The 23,887-nt window shown below is 69.2% G+C and carries 19 protein-coding genes, 2 tRNA genes and 1 pseudogene; 10 read left to right on the forward strand and 12 right to left on the reverse strand.

Annotated elements, in window-relative coordinates; translation table 11 throughout:
* The 3 genes and pseudogenes from ACT6XY_RS04805 to ACT6XY_RS04815 form a co-directional block, all read right to left on the reverse strand.
* A pseudogene (locus tag ACT6XY_RS04805) lies at positions 1 to 1,003 on the reverse strand (hypothetical protein); the annotation flags it as partial.
* A 64-nt stretch (positions 1,004 to 1,067) separates the two neighbouring features.
* Positions 1,068 to 2,822 (reverse strand): arginine--tRNA ligase, encoded by a 1,755-nt coding sequence (gene argS, locus ACT6XY_RS04810; protein ID WP_444747194.1) that lies wholly within the window; start codon positions 2,820 to 2,822, stop codon positions 1,068 to 1,070.
* Positions 2,823 to 2,850: 28 nt separating this feature from the next.
* Positions 2,851 to 4,068: a deoxyguanosinetriphosphate triphosphohydrolase gene (locus ACT6XY_RS04815; protein ID WP_444747195.1), complete on the reverse strand. Its 1,218-nt coding sequence runs from the start codon at positions 4,066 to 4,068 to the stop codon at positions 2,851 to 2,853.
* 166 nt (positions 4,069 to 4,234) lie between these two features.
* On the opposite strand from ACT6XY_RS04815, the gene erpA reads away from it, so the two are divergent.
* Entirely contained in the window at positions 4,235 to 4,582 is a 348-nt protein-coding gene (gene erpA / locus ACT6XY_RS04820; RefSeq protein WP_444747196.1) for an iron-sulfur cluster insertion protein ErpA, read from the forward strand.
* Here erpA and ACT6XY_RS04825 read toward each other — a convergent pair whose 3' ends face one another.
* Complete coding sequence (locus ACT6XY_RS04825) at positions 4,583 to 5,188, reverse strand: pyridoxamine 5'-phosphate oxidase family protein (RefSeq protein ID WP_444747197.1); 606 nt, start codon at positions 5,186 to 5,188, stop codon at positions 4,583 to 4,585.
* 92 nt (positions 5,189 to 5,280) lie between these two features.
* On the opposite strand from ACT6XY_RS04825, the gene xth reads away from it, so the two are divergent.
* Entirely contained in the window at positions 5,281 to 6,063 is a 783-nt protein-coding gene (xth, locus tag ACT6XY_RS04830; RefSeq protein ID WP_444747198.1) for an exodeoxyribonuclease III, read from the forward strand.
* On the opposite strand, the gene ACT6XY_RS04835 is transcribed toward xth, so the two are convergent.
* From ACT6XY_RS04835 to ACT6XY_RS04850, 4 genes are all read right to left on the reverse strand, one after another.
* Positions 6,060 to 7,433, reverse strand: a complete 1,374-nt coding sequence (locus tag ACT6XY_RS04835; protein WP_444747199.1) for a cytochrome P450 — start codon at positions 7,431 to 7,433, stop codon at positions 6,060 to 6,062. The two genes, xth and ACT6XY_RS04835, sit on opposite strands and share 4 nt — an antisense overlap.
* A 13-nt stretch (positions 7,434 to 7,446) precedes the next feature.
* Positions 7,447 to 8,259 carry a tetratricopeptide repeat protein gene (locus tag ACT6XY_RS04840; RefSeq protein WP_444747200.1) on the reverse strand — a complete coding sequence of 271 codons (813 nt, stop codon included), beginning with the start codon at positions 8,257 to 8,259 and terminating at the stop codon, positions 7,447 to 7,449.
* The gene (gene ilvD / locus ACT6XY_RS04845) at positions 8,246 to 9,967 is read right to left on the reverse strand and encodes a dihydroxy-acid dehydratase (RefSeq protein WP_444747201.1); all 1,722 of its coding nucleotides are present in this window, start codon (positions 9,965 to 9,967) and stop codon (positions 8,246 to 8,248) included. Before ilvD ends, ACT6XY_RS04840 begins: the two co-directional genes overlap by 14 nt.
* Before the next feature lie 296 nt (positions 9,968 to 10,263).
* Positions 10,264 to 12,948 carry a valine--tRNA ligase gene (locus ACT6XY_RS04850; RefSeq protein WP_444747202.1) on the reverse strand — a complete coding sequence of 895 codons (2,685 nt, stop codon included), beginning with the start codon at positions 12,946 to 12,948 and terminating at the stop codon, positions 10,264 to 10,266.
* A 124-nt stretch (positions 12,949 to 13,072) separates the two neighbouring features.
* Between ACT6XY_RS04850 and ACT6XY_RS04855 the strand changes: the two genes are divergently transcribed.
* On the forward strand, positions 13,073 to 14,287 hold the full coding sequence (locus ACT6XY_RS04855; RefSeq protein WP_444747203.1) for an MFS transporter: 1,215 nt from the start codon (positions 13,073 to 13,075) through the stop codon (positions 14,285 to 14,287).
* A 10-nt stretch (positions 14,288 to 14,297) separates the two neighbouring features.
* Here the strand turns inward: ACT6XY_RS04855 and ACT6XY_RS04860 are convergent, their stop codons facing one another.
* From ACT6XY_RS04860 to ACT6XY_RS04870, 3 genes are all read right to left on the reverse strand, one after another.
* Positions 14,298 to 14,942 (reverse strand): DUF2497 domain-containing protein, encoded by a 645-nt coding sequence (locus ACT6XY_RS04860; RefSeq protein ID WP_444747204.1) that lies wholly within the window; start codon positions 14,940 to 14,942, stop codon positions 14,298 to 14,300.
* Positions 14,943 to 15,114: 172 nt separating this feature from the next.
* Positions 15,115 to 16,491: a TolC family outer membrane protein gene (locus ACT6XY_RS04865; protein ID WP_444747205.1), complete on the reverse strand. Its 1,377-nt coding sequence runs from the start codon at positions 16,489 to 16,491 to the stop codon at positions 15,115 to 15,117.
* A gap of 204 nt (positions 16,492 to 16,695) precedes the next feature.
* Positions 16,696 to 17,361 carry a protein-L-isoaspartate O-methyltransferase family protein gene (locus ACT6XY_RS04870; RefSeq protein ID WP_444747206.1) on the reverse strand — a complete coding sequence of 222 codons (666 nt, stop codon included), beginning with the start codon at positions 17,359 to 17,361 and terminating at the stop codon, positions 16,696 to 16,698.
* A gap of 183 nt (positions 17,362 to 17,544) precedes the next feature.
* Here ACT6XY_RS04870 and ACT6XY_RS04875 point away from each other — a divergent pair.
* Positions 17,545 to 17,618 (forward strand) — tRNA-Cys (locus tag ACT6XY_RS04875).
* Positions 17,619 to 17,629: 11 nt separating this feature from the next.
* On the opposite strand, the gene ACT6XY_RS04880 is transcribed toward ACT6XY_RS04875, so the two are convergent.
* The gene (locus ACT6XY_RS04880; protein ID WP_444747207.1) at positions 17,630 to 17,941 is read right to left on the reverse strand and encodes a hypothetical protein; all 312 of its coding nucleotides are present in this window, start codon (positions 17,939 to 17,941) and stop codon (positions 17,630 to 17,632) included.
* A 132-nt stretch (positions 17,942 to 18,073) separates the two neighbouring features.
* Here ACT6XY_RS04880 and ACT6XY_RS04885 point away from each other — a divergent pair.
* The 6 genes from ACT6XY_RS04885 (at position 18,074) to sseA (ending at position 23,872) form a co-directional block, all read left to right on the forward strand.
* Positions 18,074 to 18,148 (forward strand) — tRNA-Asn (locus ACT6XY_RS04885).
* 99 nt (positions 18,149 to 18,247) lie between these two features.
* On the forward strand, positions 18,248 to 19,696 hold the full coding sequence (locus tag ACT6XY_RS04890; RefSeq protein WP_444747208.1) for a cryptochrome/photolyase family protein: 1,449 nt from the start codon (positions 18,248 to 18,250) through the stop codon (positions 19,694 to 19,696).
* A 238-nt stretch (positions 19,697 to 19,934) separates the two neighbouring features.
* Complete coding sequence (locus tag ACT6XY_RS04895) at positions 19,935 to 21,161, forward strand: class I SAM-dependent methyltransferase (protein WP_444747251.1); 1,227 nt, start codon at positions 19,935 to 19,937, stop codon at positions 21,159 to 21,161.
* 80 nt (positions 21,162 to 21,241) lie between these two features.
* On the forward strand, positions 21,242 to 22,282 hold the full coding sequence (locus ACT6XY_RS04900; protein WP_444747209.1) for a cysteine synthase A: 1,041 nt from the start codon (positions 21,242 to 21,244) through the stop codon (positions 22,280 to 22,282).
* Positions 22,282 to 23,001, forward strand: a complete 720-nt coding sequence (locus ACT6XY_RS04905) for an alanyl-tRNA editing protein (protein ID WP_444747210.1) — start codon at positions 22,282 to 22,284, stop codon at positions 22,999 to 23,001. The genes ACT6XY_RS04900 and ACT6XY_RS04905 overlap by 1 nt, the downstream gene beginning before the upstream one ends.
* Positions 23,002 to 23,014: 13 nt before the next feature.
* On the forward strand, positions 23,015 to 23,872 hold the full coding sequence (gene sseA / locus ACT6XY_RS04910) for a 3-mercaptopyruvate sulfurtransferase (RefSeq protein WP_444747211.1): 858 nt from the start codon (positions 23,015 to 23,017) through the stop codon (positions 23,870 to 23,872).
* Positions 23,873 to 23,887: the final 15 nt, after the last annotated feature.

The following is a 23,887-nucleotide window of genomic DNA, read 5'->3' on the forward strand; positions in this document are numbered from 1 at the left end:
CGACCGGCACGGCATTGACGGTGCGCACCGGCGGCTGGCCGGGATCGGTGACGACACCCGGCGACGCCGGCTGGTTCGTGGCGAGGGGAATGACCCGGGCCGGGGTCGGCGGCACCTGGACCTGAGCCGCCTGCTCGCGGACGCTCACCGGACGCTCCTCACGCGGAACGACGCGCTCGCCACCACCGGCGACGCGCTCGGCGACGGGCTTGGCTTCCTGCGCCTGCTGTGCGGCGACGCGAACGGGGCTGGTGTCGGCCCGGACGACCCGGGGCTCGCCGGCAGGTCCGGCGCCGGACATGGACCGGTAGGCATAGACGCCACCGCCGCCCAGGGCCGCGAGGGTGAGGATGGCAGCGACGGCGGTCACGCCGGCGCGGCGGCGACGCGGCGGGGCGTCATCGGCGTAGGCGTAGACGTCGGCATCGGGCTGCGGCGCGGCGGCCTGGGGTTCCTGCCCCCGCCCCTGCTGATGGCGCGCGGCGTAAGCGAGGCCGGCGGCCCCGGCCAGTCCAGCGGCTCCGGCAGCGAGATAGCCGCTGTTGCCACCACCGGCTGGTTCACCCTGCTCGAAGGAGCGCTCGAATTCGGCGGCAAGGCGCCGCTCCAGATCGTCGGCGGCCGCCGCCTCGCCCGGCCAGGCTTCGTGCGAGCCGCGCAGGTCGTCCATCGGGAACTCGTCCGTGGGGGCCGCCTCGGCCGCCTGGCGATGCTTGGCGAGCTCTGCCTCGAGATCTTCCCAGTCGATCCCCTGCTCGTCGGCGGCCGGAGCGCGCAGCGGCATGGCGGGGATGGCGATCTCGTCGTCACGCTCCGCCACGGCCGGTTCGGCCGTCACGCCACGGGTACGCGCCACCGACTTGAGGAGGTCGGCATAGCCGTCGTCCTGGCCCATGATGCGGGCGAGATCCGCCAGCGGATCGTTCCCCGTACGACCGGCGACAGCCGGCTCAGGCTCCCGGGCCCCGCGATCATACGCATCGTAATCGCGATAGCTACGCACACTGTTCTCGTTGGCCATGGGCCCCGCCGTCGGTGGGCGCCGCAAACGAATACGCGCGGCGCGATCAACGCATTTCTTCGACGGCCTCGACGCCAAGGATCGCAAGTCCCGATCTGAGAACGGTCACGATACCCTGGACCAGCGCAAGGCGCGCCGCGGTCATTTGTCGATCATTTTCCATAATGAAGCGTAAATGCGGCGAATCTTTCCCGCGATTCCACTGGGAATGGAGGTCGGACGCAAGCTCGTAAAGGTAGAATGCGACGCGGTGTGGCTCATGTGCCTGTGCCGCCGCCTCGATCAGCCGCGGATACTGGGCCAGGCGCTGGATGATGGCGACCTCTCCGGCATCGTCGAGCTTCTCCAGCGACGCCGCCGCCAGCGAGCCCGGCGCCAGGTCGAGATCGGCCATGGCGGCCGCCGCGTTGCGCAGGATCGAGCGGCCACGCGCATGGGCATACTGGACGTAGAAGACCGGATTGTCCTTCGACTGCTCCTTCACCTTGGCGAGGTCGAAATCGAGGGTCGCATCGTTCTTGCGGTAGAGCATCATGAAGCGGACCGCGTCGCGTCCGACCTCGTCCACCACCTCGCGCAGCGTGACGAAATCGCCGGAGCGCTTGGACATCCGCACGGGTTCGCCGTCGCGGAACAGGCGCACGAGCTGCACGAGCTTCACGTCGAGCGTGGCCCTGCCGCCGGTGATCGCCTTCAGCGCCGCCTGCATGCGCTTGACGTACCCACCGTGGTCGGCGCCCCAGACGTCGATCTGGTCGAGGAAGCCGCGGTCCGCCTTGTCCTTGTGGTAGGCGATGTCGGAGGCGAAATAGGTATAGGACCCGTCCGACTTCATCAGCGGGCGATCGACGTCGTCGCCGAAGGCGGTCGAGCGGAACAGTGTCTGCTCGCGCTCCTCCCACTCGTCGTCGTCGGCTCCCTTCGGCCGCTCCAGCACGCCCTCGTAGATCTGCCCGTCGGCACGCAGCGTCTCGATGGCGCCGCGCACCTTGTCCACGGGGGTCTGCAGCGAGCGCTCCGAGAAGAACACCGCGTGCCTGACGTCGAGGGCGGCAAGGTCGCCGCGGATCTCGTCCATCATGGCGTCGATGGCCGCGTCCCGGCAGATCGGCAGCCATTCGGCCTCCGGCGCGCTCATGAGCCGGTCGCCATGGGCCGCCTTCAGCGCCTCGCCCACCGGCTTCAGGTAGTCGCCGGGATAGAGCCCGTCGGGGATGCTGATGGTCTCGCCGAGCGCCTCGCGGTAGCGCAGATAGGCGGACCGGCCGAGCACCTGAACCTGGGCCCCGGCATCGTTGATGTAATATTCGCGCGTGACGTCGTAGCCCGCCACGTCCAGGAGGTTGGCGAGCGCGTCGCCGAACACGGCGCCGCGGCAATGGCCCACATGCATGGGGCCCGTCGGGTTGGCCGAGACATATTCGACATTGACCTTCGCGCCCTTGCCGAACGACGCCCGGCCGAAGGCCTCACCCTCCTCAACAGCCGCCTTCAGCACGCGCGGCCAGACGGCGGCCTTCACCGTCAGGTTGATGAAGCCCGGGCCGGCGATGTCGACCTTTTCGACGTCCGGCACGGCGGCAAGGCGCGCGGCGATCTTCTCCGCAAGGTCTCGCGGCTTCAGGCCCGCTTCCTTCGACAGGACCATGGCCGCATTGGTGGCGAGGTCGCCATGGGTCGGGTCGCGCGGCGCCTCTACCACGATGCGGTCGAGGGAGGCCTCGGGAAGGACGACGCCCTCCGAGGCGAGGCCTGCGACGGCCGAGCGGACGTGCTGGGTGAAGAGAGCGAAGATGTTCATGCCGATACCTGACCAGAAGCGGTCGCCTCTAGCGCAGATCGGGGGTCTGGGCAAACAGCCGGCGGTGTTCGTCGAGGGCGTAGCGGTCGGTCATCCCGGCGATGTAGTCGGCGGCGCGCCTTGCCCGGCGCGGCTCGTCTAGCAGTTCGACGCCGGCCGACCATTGCGGTGGCATGGCGCTGGGATGGTCGAAATAGGCGGAGAACAGGTCGCGGACCACGCCGGCCGCCTCGCGCCGGACCGGCACCACCCGCGGGTGGCGGTAGACGTTGGCGAAGAGGAAGGCCTTGATGCCCTCGTCATAGGCGCGGATGGCCGGCGAGAACTGGACGAGCGTGCGCCCGCAGCGGCGGATGTCGTCGGCGCTCTGCGGCGCGACTTCCGCGATGGCCCGGCCCGCCTCGGTGATCACGTCCTCCACCAGCCGGGTGATCACCCGGCGCGTCAGCTCGTTGATCTCGCGCGGCTTCTCCAGCGCGGGATAGCGGGCCCGGATGTCGCCCAGGAACTGGCGCGCCAGCGGCACGGCGTCACCGAGGTCGTCGAGCGTGAAGAGCCCCGCCCTCAACCCGTCGTCGATGTCGGCGGCGTCGTAGGCGATGTCGTCGGCGATCGCGGCCGCCTGCGCCTCGGCGCTGGCATGGGTCGCGAGGTCGAGCGGCTGCAGCGCGTCATATTCGAGGATGGCGACGGGGATGCCGCGTTCACGGTAGCGCTCGGTGGGGGTCCCGTCGGGCGCGATCAGCGGCCCGTTGTGCTTGACGAGCCCCTCGAGGGTCTCCCAGCTGAGATTCAACCCGTCGAAACCGGCATAGCGGCGCTCCAGCCGCGTGACGATGCGCAGCGACTGGGCGTTGTGGTCGAAGCCGCCATAGGGCCGCATCACCTCGTCCAGCGCGTCCTCGCCGGTATGGCCGAACGGCGTGTGGCCGAGGTCGTGCGCGAGGGCGAGGGTCTCGGCCAGATCCTCGTCGAGCCCGAGGGCGCGGGCGAGCGAGCGGGCGATCTGGGCCACCTCGATCGTGTGGGTCAGGCGCGTGCGATAGTGGTCCCCTTCCGGAGAGACGAAGACCTGGGTCTTGTGCTTCAGCCGGCGAAAGGCGGTGGCGTGGACGATGCGGTCGCGGTCGCGGTGAAACTCGGTGCGCGTCGGCGAAGCGGGCTCGGCGACGAGGCGACCGCGGCTCTTGCGGGCGTCGCAGGCATAGGGCGCGAGAGGCGGATAGAAATAGCTCGCGACGGCCATGCCGCTCCCCGGACCTTCCGTACGGCCCCGTGGCCGGCGGTTTCCGCACAACGGCCCCGCGGTGATTGACCGGGGCCTGGGGCGCACATACCTATGAGACAGCCGGGCCGCAAGGCGGCAGGCCCCCTTTCCTGTGTTTCCGGCCTTGAACCGGGGAGACAAGCCCATGACGTCCACCGACACCCTCGCCCCTCCGGTGACGGTCACCGACCGCGCCGCAGCCCGGATCGCCAGGATTATGGCGAACGAGCCGCCGGGCTCCATGCTCCGCATTTCGGTGGAGGGAGGCGGCTGCTCGGGCTTCCAGTACAAGTTCGACTTCACCACGACGCGCAATCCCGACGACTTCGCCATCGTCAAGGACGGCGCCACGGTGCTCGTCGACGAGATATCCCTGCCCTACATGGCGGGAACGCAGCTCGACTGGGTCGACGACCTCATCGGCTCGGCCTTCAAGCTGCAGAATCCGAACGCCGTCGCCAATTGCGGCTGCGGCACCAGCTTCTCGCTCTGATCAGTAGAGCGTGGCTGCGAGCCGCGCCGGCAGCGCCTTGTCATAGGCCTCGGCGTCGAAGCCCTCCCGTGCGCCCTTGAGCATCTGCCCCGGGGTCGGCAGTTCCGCGCGGTCGCGCTGCGCCGCCGGGTCCCACAGCCGCGAGCGCACCAGCGCCTTGGCGCACTGGAAATAGACGCTCTCGATGGTGACGACGAGGCCGCTGGCCGGCACCTTGCCGTCCATCATCGACGGCTCCAGCAATGCGGGATCGGTGGTGATGCGGCCGCGGCCGTTGACGCGCAGGGTCTCGGCCACCCCCGGCACGAGGATGAGCAGCGCGAGGCGCGGATCCCGCACGATGTTCAGGAGGCTGTCGATGCGGTTGTTGCCGCGCCGGTCGGGGATCAGCAGCGTCTTCTCGTCGAGAACCCGGATGAAGCCCGGAGGATCGCCGCGCGGGGTCGCGTCCAGACCCTCGGGTCCGGCGGTGGCGAGCACGCAGAAGGGCGAGGCTTCGACTAGGGCGCGATATTGCGGCGTCAGCGCCGGAACCTCCTTAGTCAGGGACGCCTCGCCGGCCTGGCCGTAGAGCGCCCGCAGCGCCTCCTCGCTGTCGATCCACATGGGTCTCGTCTCCGTCGGCTGCTGTCGTGGCGGGGGCGACCGCGTGCCAAGCTGGCGCTAGACTGCCCCTGAGAAGAATCGCAGGACCCGTCATGATCGTCGCCACGTGGAACGTCAATTCGGTCAAGATCAGGGTGGAGAACACCCTCGCCTGGCTGAAGGAGCGCGATCCCGACATCGTCTGCCTCCAGGAGATCAAGTGCGTCGACGAGGCCTTTCCGCGCGAGGCCTTCGAGAGCGCTGGCTACAATGTCGCGACCCACGGCCAGAAGACCTACAACGGCGTCGCCATCCTCTCGAAACTGCCGCTGGAAGACGTGACGTCCCGCCTGCCCGGCGACGAGACGGACGAGCAGGCCCGCTATCTCGAGGCGGTGGTCTCCACCCCCACCGGCGCCGTTCGCGTCGCCAGCCTCTACCTGCCCAACGGCAACCCGCTCGGGACCGAGAAGTTCGGCTACAAGCTCGGCTGGATGGACCGGCTCATCCGCCATGCCCGCGACAGGCTGGCGCTGGAGGAGCCCTTCCTCCTCTGCGGTGACTACAACGTCATCCCCATGCCCGAGGACGCGAAGAACCCGAAGGACTGGGTGAACGACGCGCTGTTCCAGCCGGAATCCCGCGGCAGGTTCCGGCAGCTCGCCGCGCTCGGCTTCACCGACGCGCTCAGGGCCTGCGACGATTCGGGCGGCCTCTACTCGTTCTGGGACTACCAGGCCGGCGCCTGGCAGCGGAACAACGGCATCCGCATCGACCACCTCATGCTCTCGCCCCAGGCCACCGACCGGCTGGTGACGGCCGGGATCGACAGGCACGTTCGCGGCTGGGAAAAGCCGAGCGACCACGTGCCGGTGTGGTGCGAGATCAGGGTCTAGCGCGGCTCCACGCGCATCGGCATGCCGCCGTCGGGGCGCAGCGTCAGCCGGATCGTCGGCAGCGGCTGGTGGCCGGCGAGCGGCACGAAGCGCACGGCCCTGACCAGCGTCGCCAGGATAGCCACCGCCTCGGCCATGGCGAAGGCGGCGCCGATGCAGATGCGCGGCCCGGCGCCGAAGGGCAGGTAGGCGCCGCGATGGAGCGCCCTGGCGCTGTCCGGCGCGAAGCGGTCGGGGTCGAAAGCCTCCGGCCTCTGCCAGATTTGCACGTGGCGGTGCAGCGCATAGACCGGCACGTAGACGGGCGTGCCCTTGGCAATCGTCTCGCCCCCCAGCATCACGTCCTCGCTGGCGATGCGCGGGATCAGCGGGGCCGGCGGATAGAGCCGCATGGCCTCCTGCATAACCTGCTTGGCATAGACCAGCCCGTCGATGTGACCGGCCTCGACCGGTCCGGCGCCGACGACGCGTTCGATCTCATCGAGGAGGCGCGCCTCGACATCAGGCGCATTGGCGAGGAGCCACAGCGCCCAGGTGAGCGCGAGAGCCGTCGTCTCGTGGCCGGCCACGACGAAGGTCAGGAGGTTGTCGGCGAGCTCTGCGTCGGTCATGGACCGCCCGGTCTCCGGGTCGGCTGCGGCGATGAGGAAGTCGAGGAGATCGGGCGTCGCGCTGGGTCTTGCCCGCCGCTCCGCGATCACCCGCGCCATCTCGCGCCTCAGGAACAGGTTGCCCTCGCGGGCGCGTCGCTTGCCGGGATAGGGGACCCAGGACGGTGCCCGCAGGATCGACAGGGCGGCGATCCATCCGACCGTATCGAAATAATGGGAGATCTCCTGCCCGAAGCGCTTGGTGTCGAAGCTCGCCGCCCCCGACAGCATGGTCTCGACGATCACGTCGAAGGTGGTCGCCATCATCAGTTCGGCGACGTCGATGGTCTGGCCACCCCGGGAGCGGAGATCGGCGGCGGTCCGCTCCGCCGCCGCGTGGAAGGCGGGCACGAAGCCGAGGATGGTGGAATGGCGGAACGGCGGCGCCGCCGCCCGGCGCTGCCAGCGCCATTGCGCGCCCTCCGCCGTGAAGATCGAATCGTTGCCCACCGCAGGGCCGATGGTGCGGCGGATGATCGGCGCCTTGGGGAAGACGGCGGCCTTGGCGACCAGCATCTCGTCGACGAGCGCGGGATCCATCACGAAGAGCAGCGGCCGGCCGGCGAATCGCTGCCAGAACAGACGCTCGGTGAAGAGCGGCTGCGGCCAGGTCTCCAGCGGATTGTGGACGAGCGTGCGCAGCAGGCGCCAGAGGCCGAGCGGCCGGTCCGGATGGTCGAGGGACTGGGGTGTGAACAGGGCCGGCTCGACCAGCGTCATCGACGCGCCTCCCTCACCTTCGGACGGTCTTGATCCAGGTCTCGACCATCCGCAGCGCAACGCCCCGCTCGTCGTCCGAGGCCTGGCGCATGGCCTCCTCGTACATCTCGCTGATCCAGGGCTCGTTCTCGCTCGCCGCTTCCTTGGCGAGCGTCAGGAACATGAGACCGCGCGGCGCCGCGCGCGGCACGTCCCGCCCGGTGAACAGCATGTGTCCGAGCACCGCCTGCGCCTGGTGGTGGCTCTTCTGCGCCGCGAGCTGCAGCCAGCGCGCCGCCTGGCGCGGGTCGCGCGGGGCGCCCTTGCCCTCGAGCAGCATGCGCCCGAGGCGGAACTGGCCGTCGGCGTCGCCGAAGGTGGAGGCGGCGTAGAAGTAGAGCTCGACCGCCTTGCCCGGATCGGGACGCACATAGGTGTTGGGGATGCCCTCGACGAGGTAGTTTCCCATGGCGACGAAGGCGGAGGAGATGAACCGCGCGTCGGGCGAACTGGGCCCTTCCTCGCGCCGGGTGATGGTGATCTGGCGGAAGGTCTCGAAGGCCTTGAGGTCCGAGCGGGCGACGCCCTCGCCTTCCATGTACATGCGGCCGAGGCGCCAGGCGGAAGCCGCATGGCCGCCGCTGGCGGCATACTGGAGGGCGGAGACGGCATCGTCGGTGCGCCCGTCGCGCAGGGCGCGACCATAGGCGCGGAAGGCGTCGAGGGCAGAACGCGCGTCGCCCGACGGCTGGCCGTCGAAGGCGAAGGCGCCCCCCGCCGGCAGGGTCGCCGCCAGCACCGTCGCCACCAGGGCGACACGCAGGGTAAGACGATCAGATATCCGCATAGACGTGCTTTTCCCCGGCGCCGCCCGGATGGGTCACTGCACCGTCAACCGCAGGTCCGACCTGCTGGGCATATTTCCAGATGGCGCCCGACCCGTATTCCGTGGGTTTCGGGCCTTTCCAGTCCTTCTTACGCGCCCGCAATTCGGCGGCCGTAAGGCGAACTTTGAGCGTTCCTTTGACCGCGTCGATTTCGATCATGTCGCCGTCGCGCAGCAGCGCGATGGGCCCGCCGACCTGCGCCTCCGGCCCGACATGGCCGATGCAGAAGCCGCGGGTCGCGCCGGAGAACCGGCCGTCGGTGATGAGGGCGACCTTGTCGCCCATGCCCTGGCCATAGAGCGCCGCCGTGGTCGCCAGCATCTCGCGCATGCCGGGGCCACCCTTGGGCCCCTCGTAGCGGATGACGATGACCTCTCCCTCGCGGATGGTGCGCTCGGTCACCGCCTTGAAGCACTCCTCCTCGCGGTCGAAGCAGCGCGCCGGTCCCTTGAAGCGCAGCTTCTTCATGCCGGCGACCTTCACGATGGCGCCGTCGGGAGCGAGGTTGCCCTTCAGGCCGACGACGCCGCCGGTCTTGGTGATGGGCTTCGAGGTCGGATAGACCACGTCCTGGTCGGGGTTCCAGCGCACCGTGGCAATGTTCTCCGCCATGGTCCGGCCGGTGACCGTCATGCAGTCGCCGTGCAGGAAGCCGCCGTCCAGCAGCGCCTTCATCAGGAGCGGAATGCCGCCGGCCTCGAACATGTCCTTGGCGACATATTTTCCGCCCGGCTTCAGGTCGGCGATGTAGGGCGTCTTCTTGAAGATCTCGGCCACGTCGAACAGGTCGAACTTGATCCCGCATTCGTGCGCCATCGCGGGCAGATGCAGCGCCGCGTTGGTCGACCCGCCCGAGGCGGCGACGACGGTGGCAGCGTTCTCCAGTGCCTTGCGGGTGACGATGTCACGCGGGCGGATGCCCTTGGCGATGAGCTCCATCACCTTCTCGCCCGCCGCGTAACAGAAGGCGTCGCGGATGTCGTAGGGCGCGGGAGCGCCGGCGGAATAAGGCAGCGCGAGACCGATGGCCTCCGAGACGGTCGCCATGGTGTTGGCGGTGAACTGGGCGCCACAGGCGCCCGCCGAGGGCGCGCCGACCCGCTCCAGCTCGTCGAGGTCCTCCGCCGACATTTCGCCGACCGAGTGCTTGCCGACGGCCTCGAACAGATCCTGCACGGTCACCTGCCGGCCGCGGAACGTACCCGGCAGGATCGATCCGCCGTAGATGAAGATCGACGGCACGTTGAGCCGCACCATGGCCATCATCATGCCCGGCAGCGACTTGTCGCAGCCGGCGAGGCCGACGAGGGCGTCATAGGCGTGGCCGCGCATGGAGAGCTCGACCGAGTCGGCGATGATCTCGCGGGAGGGAAGCGAGGACTTCATACCGGCGTGGCCCATGGCGATGCCATCGGTCACGGTGATGGTGCAGAACTCGCGCGGGGTCCCTTGTGCGGACTCGACGCCCTTCTTCACGGCCTGTGCCTGGCGCATCAGCGCGATGTTGCAGGGCGCGGCCTCGTTCCAGCAGGTGGCGACCCCGACGAAGGGCTGGTGGATCTGCTTGGTCGTCAGCCCCATCGCATAGAGGTAGGACCGGTGCGGCGCCCGCGAGGGGCCCTCCGTCACGTGGCGGCTGGGCAGCTTAGCCTTGTCGAATGCGCTCATCGGGCGGCTCCCCCGCGCGATGCGGAGACGCCGGACGGGCAGCCGGGGGAACGATGAAGGCGAAGGCGGAAGGTCATCTACGCGCAGGCCACTCGATGGTTCCACGGCGGGCGCCGGAAACGGGGGATTTGCGCTAAATTTCTGCGCTTCGGCCTGTGGCGGGATTGCGGCAAAACATGGTGAACGGATCGCGCCGATGCGAGCCGTTCCAGCCTGTTGCCAAAAGGACACGAAAACGCCGGCGGCCGAAGCGCGCCGGCGTTTACCGGATCATGACTGGCGGGATGCGCGACGCCTCAGCCGAGGGTTGCCAGCCTTTGCAGAGCCGCCTCGACGCTGCGGCGGCGTTCGGCCGCCTCGGCGCGCTTCTCGTGCTGCTCGGCCACCACGTCCTCGGCCGCCCGGGCCATGAAGTTGGCGTTGTTGAGCTTGGCGTCGCAGCGGTCGATGTCGCTCTCCGCCTCCTTCAGCGCCTTGGTGAGGCGTGTACGCTCGGCAGCGACGTCGATGAGCCCCGCCATGGGCAGGGCCAGCGTCTCGCCGCGCACCACGATCTGCACCGATCCCGCAGGCGCCTCCGCAGCCAAGGTGATCCCCGAGAGCCTCGCAAGACGGTTGAGGAGATCGCCATAAGCATCTGTCACAGAGCGGGTCTTGTCGGACGGAGACAGCAGGACGAGCGGCACCTGCGTGCCCGGCGCGACGTTCATTTCCGCGCGCACCGAACGGATCGCGGTGATGGCGTCGACCAGCCAGCCGATCTCGGCTTCCGCCGCCTCGTCGGCGAGCCCGTCCAGGACCGGCCAGGCGCTCAGCGCCAGCACGCCTTCGCGCGCGGGGCCCGCTTCGCCCGTCACCGTCCAGAGCTCCTCCGTGATGAAGGGCATGAACGGGTGGAGCAGCTTCAGGATCTGGTCGAGGGTCCAGGCCGTGGCGGCACGCACCTCGGCCTTGGCCGCCTCGTCGGTGCCGGTGAAGATCGGCTTGGCGAATTCGAGGAACCAGTCGCAGAAGATGTTCCAGACGAAGCGATAGGCCGCACCCGCGGCCTCGTTGTACTTGTAGGCCTGGATGGCGGCCTCGGTCTCGGCCACCGCCTTCGCCGTCTCTCCGACGATCCAGCGGGCGAGCGTCGTCTGCACGCGCGCCGGGTCGAAGCCGTCGACGCGGCGGCACTCGTTCATCTCGGCGAAGCGGGCCGCGTTCCAGAGCTTGGTCGCGAAGTTGCGATAGCCCTCGACGCGCGAGCGGGCGAACTTCACGTCAGACCCTTGGCTCGCCTGCGCGACCAGCGCGAAGCGCAGCGCATCTGCGCCGAACTCGTCGATGAGGCCGAGCGGATCGACGACGTTGCCGAGCGTCTTCGACATCTTGCGGCCCTTGTCGTCGCGGACCAGGCCGTGGATGACGACGTCGGAGAAGGGCTTGTCCCCCATGAAATGGAGGCCGAGCATCATCATCCGGGCGACCCAGAAGAAGATGATGTCGAAACCGGTGACCAGGGTCGCCGTCGGATAGAAGCGCGTGAGCTCCCCCGTCGTGTCGGGCCACCCGAGGGTCGAGAAGGGCCACAGGCCCGAGGAGAACCAGGTGTCGAGCACGTCGGGATCGCGGGTGAGCGCCACCCCTGCCCTGCCGAAGTGCGCATCCGCCAGGGCCTGCGCCTCCGCCTCGCTCGCCGCGACGAAGACCTCGCCGTCCTCGGCGTACCAGGCGGGAATCTGGTGTCCCCACCAGAGCTGGCGCGAGATGCACCAGGGCTGGATGTTCTCCAGCCAGCGGAAATAGTCGCCGGCGAAGCGCTCCGGCACGAAGCGCGTCTCACCCTTGCGGACCGCCTCGAGGGCGGGCTTGGCGAGGGTTGCAGCATCCACATACCACTGTTCGGTCAGCCAGGGCTCGACCACGGCGCCGCCGCGCTGGGCGTGCGGCACCATGTGGGTGTGCGGCTCGATCTTGTCGACGAGGCCGAGCGCCTCCATGTCGGCGACGACCTTCTTGCGCGCCTCGAAGCGCGGCAGGCCGCGATAGGCCTCCGGCGCGTTCTCGTTCACCACCGCCGACGCGTCGAAGATGTTGATGAGCTCGAGGTCGTGGCGCTTGCCCACCTCGAAGTCGTTGAAGTCGTGGGCCGGCGTGATCTTCACCGCGCCGGACCCCTTCTCCGGATCGGAATAGGTGTCGCCGACGATCAGGATCTCGCGGCCGACCAGCGGCAGGACCACGGTCTTGCCGATCAGGTGCCGGTAGCGCTCGTCCTCCGGGTGGACGGCGACGGCGGTGTCGCCGAGCATGGTCTCGGGCCGCGTCGTGGCGACGACGATGTGCTGGGTCGGGTCATCCTTCAGCGGATAGCGGAAGTGCCAGAGGTTGCCCTTCACCTCGAGAGAATCCACCTCCAGGTCGGAGATCGCCGACTGGAATTCCGGGTCCCAGTTCACCAGCCGCTTGTCGCGGTAGATGAGGCCCGCCTTGTGCAAATCAACGAAGACCTTGGTGACGGCCCGCACCATCTGGTCGCCGGCCTCACCGCGCGTGCCCATGGTGAAACGCTCGCGCGACCAGTCGCACGATGCACCCAGCCGCTTCAGCTGGTTGAAGATCGTGCCGCCGCTCTCCGCCTTCCAGTCCCACACCTTCTCGATGAAGGCCTCGCGGCCGAGATCGCGCATCTGGATGCCCTTCTCGGCCAGTTGGCGGGAGACGACCAGCTGCGTCGCGATGCCCGCATGGTCCGTGCCCGGCTGCCAGAGGACGTCCTTCCCGCGCATGCGCTCGTAGCGGCACAGCACGTCCTGCAGCGTGTTGTTGAGCGCGTGGCCCATGTGCAGGGAGCCGGTCACGTTCGGCGGCGGGATCATGATCGCATAGGCCGCGGCGCCCGCACGGTCCGGCCGTCCGGCCCTGAACGCCTCCGCCTTGTCCCAGGCGGCCGCGATGCGGGCCTCGATATCGTTCGGCGAATAGGTCTTCTCGAGCATGACGGTCCGGCGGCTGAGCGGCGATGGGAGCGCACCAAAGCCGCGCCCCGACGGCAAAGTCAACATTTCTGCCATGCGAAGCCGTGACTTGCCGCAGTGCAGGATCAGGGCACATAGGCTGGAGATGACCCATCCCCCCGCCGATGACGTGCCGACCGACGCCGTACCGTGGCGGGCCCTCTTCCTCCTGGGGTCGGCCTCCTTCGCCTCCTCGGCGGGCCTGCGCTTCTGCGATCCACTGCTCCCGACCCTCGCCGGTGCGTTCGACACCACGCCGGGGGCCGCGGCCATCGTCGTCACGGCCTATGGCCTCGCTTATGGCGGATTCCAGCTCATCACCGGTCCGCTCGGCGACCGCTACGGCAAGGTCCGGATGATTGCCCTGGGGGCGACGCTCTGCGGGCTCTTCACCCTCGCCTGCGCCTTCGCCACCACGCTGGAGCAGATCGCCCTGTTCCGCTTCTTCGCCGGCCTGACCGGCGCCGCCATCATTCCCAACTGCCTCGCCTTCATCGGCGACACCATCCCGCTGGCGCAGCGCCAGGCGGTGCTCGCCCGCTACATGATCTTCATGAGTTCGGGCGCCATCAGCGGCCAGGCCGTCGGCGGCCTCCTCGCCGACGCCTTCGGCTGGCCCGCGGCCTTCGTCATGGTCGGCGGCTTCATGATCGCGGCGGGCCTCACCCTCACCATCCAGCTGCGGACGAACCCCGTCCTGTCGCGCCGCACGGCCGTCCCCTCGGGCGGTCTCGTCGGTTCGTTCCGCCAGATCCTCGCCAGCGGCCGCACGCCGCTCGGCCGCCTCGTGCTCGCCACCGTGACGGTAGAGGCGGTGCTCTACATCGGCGCCTTCACCTTCGTCGGCGCGCATCTCCACGACAAGTTCGCCGTGAGCTTCACCGTGGTCGGCATCATGACGGCTCTCGCCGCGGTCGGGGCCGTCGCCTATTCGTCCTTCGCGCCCATGCTGCTGGCACGGTTCTCCCAGTCGAGCCTGATCGCGCTCTCCGGCCTCGCCTTTTCGTTGAGCTTCCTCGTCATTGCGCTGTCGCCCTGGCTCTGGCCCGTGGCGCTCGCCATCGTGCTCTGCGGCGGCGCCTTCGCGCTGTTCCACAACGCGCTGCAGATCATGGCGACGCAGATCAATCCGGAGGCCCGCGGCGCCTCCATCGCGACCTTCGCCTTCTGCTTCTTCGCCGGTCAGACGCTGGGAGTCCTCTGCACCAGCGTGATGTTCGATCGCTGGGGGCCCGAGCCGATCTTCCTCGCCGCGGCAGCGCTGATGCCGGCCATGGCGCTCGTCTTCAGGGCACGCCTTCAGGCCGTACAGAAGGCCTGACGGGCCCGCCTCAGCGGCCAGGGCCGCGCGATACCCGTTCGATCTCGGCGCGCACCAGACGCTCGACGAGCTGGGGCAGGTTGTCGTCCAGCCATGTCTTCAGCATCGGGCGGAGCATGTCGCGGAGCAGGTCCTCGATGGTGCGATTGCCGACCAGCATGGAATTGGCCAGCGAGCCGAACGCGGCGCCCACGGCCGCATGGGCCTCGGCCGACAGCAGCGGCGACGGAGACGCGGCGGGCGGGGGCGGCGGAGCGTAGCGCTCCGGCGGCGGCGGGGCATCGACGAAGTCGAGATCGGCCCGCTGCGAGATCGGCTTGATGATGCCCATCCGCTCAGGGACGGCATCGGCCTTGCTCAGCTCGAAGATTTCGGGCTCGGGAGCCGCCGCCTTGGGCGGAGCGGGAGGCGGCGGCGGAGGCGGAGCAGGCTCCGGCTCCTCGTCCATGGCATCGAAGCCGGCCAGAAGCGCGTCGATGTCGTCCTGCGACTTCGGAGCCTCCTCGGCGGCGGGCTCAGGCGCAGGCGGCGGAGGCGCGGGTGGAGCGGCCTTGGCCGCAGGCGCCTTGGCCGGTTCGTCGTCGGCGATGATCCGGCGAATCGACGCCAGGATTTCCTCCATCGACGGTTCGTTCGCCTTGGCCGTCTGTGACATCCCCGCCCACCTCAAACGTCGCACGCATGGGAAGCGAAGGGCATAGATCGGCCAAAAACCGAATCGCTTCCGAATCAACTCCGCTGACTATGCACCGCCCGGGCAGTCGAGGCCAACGCGCGCGGCCGCGATCCACAGGCAAAGTCCGCCGCGGGAGACGCGGCGGGACGGTTCAGCGGCCGTCGGGCGTGCGCACGCCGATCCACTGGTCGCGCACCTGATTGTAATGGGTGGTGGGATCGAAGATTTCGGTGCGCAGCGCCAGCTTGCTGCCGCTGAGCCGGCCCATGGCCGAGAGCACCGAATAGGACAGGACCACGCGGTCGCGCTGGGCGCGGACGAGCGCCACGCGGGCTTCCGTGAGGTTCTGCGTCGCGTTCAGCACGTCGATGATCGTGCGCTGGCCGACCTTGTACTCCTCGCGGATGCCGTTGACGGCGATGTCCTGGGAGCGAACCTGAACCTCGGCCGCCTGGATCTGGGCGCGCGAGGCTTCCAGCGCCGCCCAGGACTGGGTCACCGCCTGCCGCACGCTCGCCGCCGCAGTCTCGATCTGGATGCGGCGCTGGCCGTAGGTCTCCTTGGCCGCACGGATGGTCGCGTAGTCGCGGCCGCCGTTGGCGAAGATCGGGATGGTCAGCGTGACGCCGAGGGATCCGGACAGGGACTGGCCGCTGCTGGAGGACTGCTCGGCAGCCCGGGTGACGCTCGCGGACAGGCCGAGCGTCGGATAGAGCGCCGACTCGGCGATCCGCACCTGGAGGAGCTGGGCGTCGGCGCCGTGGCGGGCGCCGCGGATGGCGGGATGCTCGGTCTGGCCCGCGATGACGGCCGCGTCGAGGCTGCGCGGCAGCAGCCGCTCGATCGTCCGGGCGGGCGTCAGGCGGCCGGCCTGCACGCCGACCTGCTGCATGTAGACGGAACGGGCGTTGGCGAGATCCGACTCGGCGCCGGTCGCCGTGGCGATCGCCGCCTGCAGCGCCGATTCGGCCAGGGCCACGTCGGTGCGAGTCACCTCGCCGACGTTGAAGCGGTCGCGCGTCGCGCGCAGCTGCTCGCGCAGCACCTCGACGTTCCGGCGCCGGAGGTCGAGCACGGCCTGCTCGCGCAGCACGTTCATGTGCGCGGTCGCCGAGGCGAGCAGAACGGTCTGCTCGGTGTTGCGCAGCGTCTCGCGCGCCACCAGCACGTTCTGGTCCGCCTGGCGGACGGAATTGCTGGTCCGGTTGCCGTCGAAGAGCGGCTGGGTCACCGAGAGGGTCGCGGCGCGGGGAAGACTGCGGATGGTCCGGTCGCTGCCGGGGCTGCCGAGGTAAGCGGAGGAGCCGACGCTCGATTCGGCCACCTGGCCCGCGGCGGTCACGGTCGCCGTCACCGAGGGACGATAGCCCGAAAGCGCCGCCGGAAGGCCTTCGTTCGCGACGCGGACGCCAGCCCGCGCGGCATTGAGATCGGGATTGTTGCGGTAGGCCTGGACGAGGGTCTGCTCGATGGACTGCGCGCCTGCGGGCAGCGCCGACAGAACGATGGAAGCGAACGCAACGGACACTACCGCCGCGGAGCGCGCGCGGGACCTCGTGGCTCCGGTCATGAACAACACCTGCTGTTTGGCGCCACCCCGGAGTGGTCCGCCACGACCCCAAGGCACTGTAAGAAATAGTTAGAGAATTTCGTCTGCGGAGAAAAGCCCCGCAGGCGGTCTAGACCACGCTTCGCGGCCTAGTGGGACAAGTCGGCAACACCCGGAGGGTGATCAGAAGACGAATCCACGCGGTTTCTCGAAACCGGGCAGCAGGGGAATAGCGGCGTCGAAGGCAGGACGTACGCTGAATTCCTCGCCGAGCCTCGCATGGACCATGCACTTGGCGGCCCGGCCGGTGCCAACGACCGCCACGAGCCGGCCGCCTTCCTTCAACTGTCCGAGAAGCGCCGGGGGCACGATTTCCGCAGCGCCCTGGAGCAGGATCACGTCGAAGGGGCCGTGAGCGGCAGCGCCCCCAGCCAGCGGACCTTCGACCAGGGTCACGGCCGAATCGCCCGCGAAAGCCGCCATGGCCCGGCCCGCGAGGTCGCCGTCTTCCTCGAGCGCCACCACCGATCCGGCAATGCGCCCGAGAACCGCGCTGGAGTAGCCGGTGGCCGTGCCCACATCCAGCACATGGTCGGCCGCGCCGATCCCGGCTGCCTGGATCATCCGCGCCAGCACCACGGGTTCGACGAGATAGCGGGCGCCGCGGCTGCCGCCCTCGCCCTTCACGGCGAGATCATCGTCGAGATAGGCCAGCGGCCGCAGCGTCTCGGGAACGAAATTCTCCCGCGGCACCGCCATCAGCGCATCGACGATGCGCGTATCGGTCACGTCGTTCACGCGGATCTGGGTGTCGACCATGGTGCGGCGCGCCCTGGCAAAATCCATCATGGGCTCAATCCCTCGATCGCGGCACCGGGAAGATGCCAAAAAGGCCGTGTCGTCGCGTCGTCTTTACCGGTGGTGGAGCGCCAAAGGCAAGGCGCCAGCGATCACCCGAGGGTTGTTGCGGGGCCATCGGCACCATGCTAGAGCGGTCGCACTCCGCGCCGGCTGGTCCGGCGAGATCAGGATGGCCTCGTGGCGGAGTGGTTACGCAGAGGACTGCAAATCCTTGCACCCCGGTTCGATTCCGGGCGAGGCCTCCACCTTTCTCCCTTCACCGTCGCTTCGGCTGCATCGCTGCGTTGAGCCTCGGCCATCGCCGGCCGATGGTGATGGTCAGGCGCCTGCGCGAGCGCCGCATGCGCGCGCTGTCCACAGAGAGAATCACGAAGCCGACCGGGAACATCCAGGGCCCCAAGACGGGCAGGAAGCTGAACATGCCCCCGGCGATGAACGACCAGCCGAGCGCCCGGCGACGAAACGGCGTGCCCGGAAGCCGGTAGCGCCGGCCGAAGACGACCGCCGTCGCTCCCGGGCGGCGCGCGGGGGATGCGGACTGCGGATCGGTGGGGCCGGCTGTCGCCATGGCGCCAGTCATGGGCCCGGCGGGCTGCGCGATCAATCGCTCCGGCGATCAAAATCACCCCCGGCGACGATTGGCCCTTGGCAATGGCGAAGCACCTGTGTTATTCGCGCCGCTCTCACGACGAGCACGTGATCCTCGGTAGCTCAGTGGTAGAGCAACCGGCTGTTAACCGGTTGGTCGCTGGTTCGAATCCGGCCCGGGGAGCCAATTCGAAGAACCCTGGAACGCTTCCGCGTTCCAGGGTTTTTTCTTGAGCCCCGCGCCCGAGCCGGTGAACCGGCTGGATGGCACGCCCGTAAGCCGGTCATGTCGCAAGCGCCTGTCGTCGTCTGGTTTCGTGATGATCTCCGCCTGGCGGACCACCCTGCCCTGTCGCGGGCCGCGGCCACGGGCGCACCCGTCGTCTGTCTCTATATCCGCGAGACGCCCTCGCAGGGCCAGCGCGCCATGGGCGCCGCGGCCGGCTGGTGGCTGGCACAAAGCCTCAGGGCGCTGGACGCTTCCCTCCGTGCGATCGGCAACAGCCTCGTGCTTCGGTCGGGGATGGCCGAGGAGGTCATCGCCGACGTCGTCGCCGCGACGGGAGCCGGCACGGTCCTGTGGAACCGGCGCTACGACGGCGGCGGCATCGCCGTCGACAAGGCGCTGAAGGCTGCCCTCCGCTCCGGCGGCGTGGAGGCGGCGAGCCTGCGGGGCAATCTCCTGCGCGAGCCCTGGGAGGTGAAATCTGCCGCCGGAGACCCGATGAAGGTGTTCTCGCCCTTCTGGCGCGCCCACCAGCGCCTCGGCGACATCCGGCCGCCGCTGCGCGCGCCGGAGGCGCTCGAACCCGTCGCCGCGCCGCTCCCATCGGAGGATCTCGCGTCATGGGCGCTGGAGCCGACGCGGCCGAACTGGGCCAGCGCCTTTCCCGACGCCTGGACCCCCGGCGAGGCCGGTGCGCAGGACGCCCTGTCCGCCTTTCTGGACGGAGGCATCGCCGGCTATGCCGACGGCCGCGACCATCCGGACAGGCCCTCCACGTCGCGGCTGTCGCCGCACCTGCGCTTCGGCGAGATCTCGCCTGTGCAGATCTGGCACCAGGCGCATATCGCCGCTGGCATGGACCATGGCCGCGACCTCGCCAAGTTCCTCGCCGAGATCGGCTGGCGGGAATTCGCCTACCACCTGCTCTTTCACTGGCCGACCCTGGCATCCGACAATTTCCAGCCGCGCTTCGACGGGTTCCCCTGGCGCGCCGACACCGGGACGCTGCGCGCCTGGCAGCGCGGCTTGACGGGTTACCCGCTGGTCGATGCCGGCATGCGCCAGCTCTGGCAGACCGGCTGGATGCACAACCGGGTGCGCATGGTCGTCGCCTCCTTCCTGGTCAAGCACCTGCTGATCGACTGGCGTGAGGGTGAAAGCTGGTTCTGGGACACGTTGGTGGACGCCGACGTCGCCAACAATCCCGCGAGCTGGCAATGGGTGGCCGGCTCCGGAGCCGATGCCGCCCCCTATTTCCGCATCTTCAATCCCATGCTCCAGGGCGAGAAGTTCGACCCCCGCGGCGACTATGTCCGGCGGTGGGTGCCCGAACTCGCGGCCCTGCCCGCGGCGGTCATCCACGCCCCGTGGCAGGCGCCGCCGGCCGTCCTGGCAAAGGCGGGGGTGCGCCTCGGAGACAGCTATCCGGCGCCCGTCGTCGACCATGACGCGGCGCGCGAGCGTGCCCTCGCCGCCCTTTCTGAAATCCGCGAAACCTCCGCCGCATGACGGCCCCACCCGCGCCGCATCGCGGCCCGCCGGGAACACCCGGCGGCATTGAAGGATTTGTCGAATTGCCTAGTCTGTACCCGGCACCAGAAACTGCAGTCGACGGCGGATGTCCGTCTCGGACCCACCGCCCGGCCCGGAACGGTCCGCCGCACCGCCGGTTTCGAGAGCCCAGTGTCATTCCGAAACAACGGAAGGCGACGTTCCAATGAGCATGACCAGCAACCCCGCCCCCGGTCTGGCCGATACGATCGAGGTCACCCGGGAGAGCCTCCGCCGCGCCACCGCCGGCCTGCCCTCGATCATGCGCCTGGCCCTCGGCTACCCGCTCAAGATTCGCTACGGCCAGCTGACCCTCAGGCTCCCCGACGGCCGCCGCCTGCTGTTCCGCGGCGCCGAGCCCGGCCCCAGCGCCGACATGGTCGTCAATGATCTCAAATTCGCCCGCCGCCTGATCCTCGACGGCGATGTCGGTTTCGCGGAGGCCTATATCCGCGGCGAGTGGGACACGCCCGATCTCTCGGGCTTCCTGCACTTCTTCGCCTTCAACATGGAAGCGGTGCGCAACCTCACCCGCTTCAATCCTGTCGCGCGCCTGATGCAGCGCTACCGCCACTGGCGCAACCGCAACACCCGCACCCAGGCGCGCCGCAACATCGCCGCCCACTATGACCTCGGCAACGCCTTCTACCGGCAGTGGCTCGACCCCTCCATGACCTATTCCTCGGGTCTCTTCGCCAAGGGTGACGAGACGCTGCACGAGGCCCAACTCGCCAAGTACCGCCGTCTGGCGCACCAGCTGAAGCTCAGCCCGGGCGACGAGGTGCTGGAGATCGGCTGCGGCTGGGGCGGCTTCGCCGAGGTGGCTGCCCGCGAATTCGGCGCCCGCGTCACAGGGCTTACCCTGTCGCAGGAGCAGTTCGAGCACGCCACGCGCCGGATGGCCGAGGCGGGTCTGTCCGACAAGGTGACGATCAAGCTGCAGGATTACCGCGACGAGCGCGGCCGGTACGACGCGGTGGCCTCCATCGAGATGTTCGAGGCGGTCGGCAAGGAATACTGGCAAACCTATTTCGACCGTGTCGCCGCCTGCCTGAAGCCGGGTGGGCGGGCTGGCCTGCAGGTCATCACCATCGACGAGGCCTATTTCAGCGACTACGTGCGCGAGATCGACTTCATCCGCGCCTATATTTTTCCGGGCGGCATGCTGCCGACACCGACCCACATGCGCGATCTGCCGCACCGCGCCGGCCTCGCCGTCGAGGACGAACTGGGCTTCGGGCAGGATTACGCCCGCACGCTCCACGCCTGGGCCGACGACTTCACCGCCGCCTGGAGCAGCCTCGCGCCGCTCGGCTTCGACGAACGCTTCCGCCGGATGTGGCTCTACTACCTCTGCTACTGCGAGGCGGGCTTCCGAACCGGCGGCATCGACGTGCGGCAGATGGTCTATCGCCGGCTGTAGCGGCCCGCCGCGCGGCGTGCCGCGGGGTTGAGCGGCACACGGCGCTCGGCTAGCGTCCCGGGCCTGAGCGGAGCCTTCGCATGTCCCCGAGAGCCAACGTCGTCGACGCCATCGGCAACACACCCCTCATCCGTCTGGCGCGGGCGAGCGAGGCGACCGGCTGCACCATCCTCGGCAAGGCGGAGTTCATGAACCCCGGCCAGTCCGTCAAGGACAGGGCGGCGCTCTATCTCGTGCGCGACGCCATGGCCAAGGGGCTCGTGCGGCCGGGCGGCACCATCGTCGAAGGCACCGCAGGCAATACCGGCATCGGCCTTGCCATGGTCGGCCGCGCCCTCGGCCTCGGCTGCGTCATTGTCATCCCCGAGACCCAGTCGAAGGAGAAGAAGGACACGTTGCGCCAGCTCGGCGCTCGCCTCATGGAGGTGCCGGCCGTGCCCTATGCCAATCCGAATAACTTCGTGAAGGTCTCGGGCCGGGTCGCCGAGCGGCTGGCGCGCGAGAACCCCAACGGGGCCTTCTGGGCGAACCAGTTCGACAATGTCGCCAACCGGCAGGCCCATGTGGAGACGACGGGTCCTGAGATCTGGCGCGACACCGACGGGCGCATCGACGGCTTCATCTGCGCCGTCGGCTCCGGCGGCACGCTCGCCGGCACGGCCATGGCGTTGAAGGAGCGGTCCTCTGCCGTGACGATCGGCTGCGCCGACCCCTTGGGAGCAGCCATGTATTCCTGGTTCACCAGCGGCGAGCTGAAGGCCAGCGGCTCGTCCATCGCCGAGGGCATCGGTCAGGGCCGGGTGACAGCGAACATCGCCGGCGCACCTGTCGACGTCGCCTTCCAGGTGCCCGACGAGGAGGCGATCCCCGTGATGTTCGAACTCCTGGAGCACGAGGGCCTCTGCGTCGGCCCCTCCTCCGGCGTGAACGTCGCCGGCGCCATCCGCCTCGCCCGCCAGATGGGACCCGGCCATACCATCGTGACCATTCTGTGCGACTACGGCTTCCGCTATGCCTCGAAGATCTACGATCCGGCCTTCCTGCGCAGCAAGGGCCTGGCCGTTCCGCCGCTGCTCGAGCAGTCGGCGCTGCCCCTGACAGACCTCCTGCCGGTGACCTGATGCCGACCCACTTTCTCTTCCGCGACGACGCCTACCTCGCCGAATGCGAGGCGGTGGTCACCGCCGTCACCGAGAAGGACGGCGCCGTCGGCGTCGAGCTCGACCGGACCGTCTTCTATCCGACGGGCGGCGGGCAGCCCGGCGATAACGGCTGGCTCAAGGTCGACGGCGCCGATCTTCCCGTCGCCACCGCCGTCTATGGCGAGACCAAGGGCGACGTGGTCCACGTCCTCGCCCCGGGAACGGCGGCGCCCCCCATCGGGACACGGGTCGTCGCCCGCCTCGACTGGGCGCCGCGCCATCAGCGGATGCGGATGCACACCGGCCTGCACCTCCTCTCCGTCGTGCTGCCCTATCCCGTCACCGGCGGATCGATCGGCGCGGAGGAGAGCCGGCTCGACTTCGACATCCCCGAATCCGGCCTCGACCGCGACGTTCTGACCGAGAAGCTCAACGCCCTCATCGGGCAGGATGCGGCGGTGACCGACCGCTGGATCACGGACGCCGAGCTCGAGGCCAATCCCGGCCTCGTCAAGACCATGGCGGTGAAGCCGCCCATGGGGTCGGGCAAGGTGCGGCTGGTGGAGATCGCCGGCCTCGACCTGCAGCCCTGCGGCGGCACCCATGTCCGCCGCACCGGCGAGATCGGCCGCCTGGCCGTGTCCGCCATCGAGAAAAAAGGCAAGCAGAACCGGCGCGTCCGCGTCGTGTTCGCGTGAGGAGACGACACCCGTGACCACCCTGCCCTCGCCCTGGCTGCGATCGACCGACTGGCTCGCCGACCATCTCGGCTATCCCGACCTGGTGATCCTCGACGGCTCCTATTTCCTGCCGACCATGAAGCGGGACGCGGACGCCGAATTCCTCGAGGCCCATATCCCGGGCGCCCAGCGCTTCGACATCGACGTCGTCAAGGACCCCGATTCCGACCTGCCTCACATGATGCCCTCGGCGACGGTCTTCTCCGCCGCCTGCCGCAAGCTCGGCATCGGCGACGGCAAGTCCATTCTCGTCTACGATTCCCTCGGCCTGTTCGCGGCGCCCCGCGTCTGGTGGATGTGCCGCAGCTTCGGCATCGAGCGCGTCTTCATCCTCGACGGCGGCCTGCCGAAGTGGGTGGCCGAGGGCCGCGAGGTGGAGACCGGCCCTGCCCGCCCGCGCGAGGCGCGTCACCTCACCGCCCGGCAGAACCACGGCGCGGTGGCCGATCTCGGCGACGTCAAGAAGGCCCTGGCGAGCGGCAAGGTCCAGGTGGTGGACGCGCGCTCCGCCGAGCGCTTTCGCGGCGAGGCGCCGGAGCCGCGCGCAGGCCTGAGGGGCGGCCACATGCCCGGCTCCTTCAACGTCCCCTCCTCCGCTCTCGTCGAGGACGGTCGCCTCGTGTCCCAGGAGCGCATCCGCGCCGCCTTCACCGCCGCGGGCGTCGACCTCGACAAGCCGGTCATCACCAGCTGCGGGTCCGGGGTTTCCGCGGGCATCCTCTGGCTCGGGCTCGACGCCCTCGGCAAGCAGCCAGCCGGCCTCTATGACGGCTCCTGGAGCGAATGGGGTGCCCGTGACGACTGCCCGGTTGCCACCGGGCCGGCCTGAACCGCCACGTCCATC

This window comes from Phreatobacter sp. (genome assembly GCF_052440005.1).
Lineage (GTDB): Bacteria > Pseudomonadota > Alphaproteobacteria > Rhizobiales > Phreatobacteraceae > Phreatobacter.